This is a genomic window from Oleiphilus sp. HI0128 (assembly GCF_001635365.1).
The window spans coordinates 1-455 of the sequence record NZ_LWGG01001081.1 but is presented as its reverse complement, the minus strand read 5'-3'; the positions used below and the strand labels follow the sequence as shown (position 1 = coordinate 455).

The window sequence follows — 455 nt, the reverse complement described above, 5'->3', positions numbered from 1 at the left end:
GGGTGAGAAGTTAAGTCCGAGTCAACTTAACCAGGCATTAAGTCGAGTATATTCCCTTGATGAGTTTCAGCGAGTTGATGCCAGAATAATCCCCGAGAACGATCAGCACAGTGTCATAGTTACTGCCGAAGGAAAAGATTGGGGGCCGAACTTCCTTGAGTTTGGCTTGGGCTGGGAAACCAATTTTACCGATCAGTCAAAGACGGATCTTGATTTGGCTTATACCGCGACTAACCTAAGCGTTAATGGTGGAGAGTGGCGTTCGCAACTAGAGCTGGGAAGTGATCCTGAGTTAAATACGGAGTTATATTGGCCACTAACAAAATCCCGTACTTTTTATACTTTAGGTCGCTATGCCTTCGAGTCTGTTGACTGGCGTCTACTTGACCTCAATGTTCTTCCCTTAACTGTCGAGCAGAATATTCATCAGCTTCGGGCGGGTTTGGGGTTTAACT

Annotated in this window: 1 protein-coding gene; it reads left to right on the top strand. The window is 45.9% G+C overall.

Annotation, left to right across the window (positions count from 1 at the left end; genetic code table 11):
- The coding region (locus tag A3763_RS28860; protein ID WP_197482963.1) for a hypothetical protein at positions 1-455 on the top strand (455 nt) is incomplete at both ends.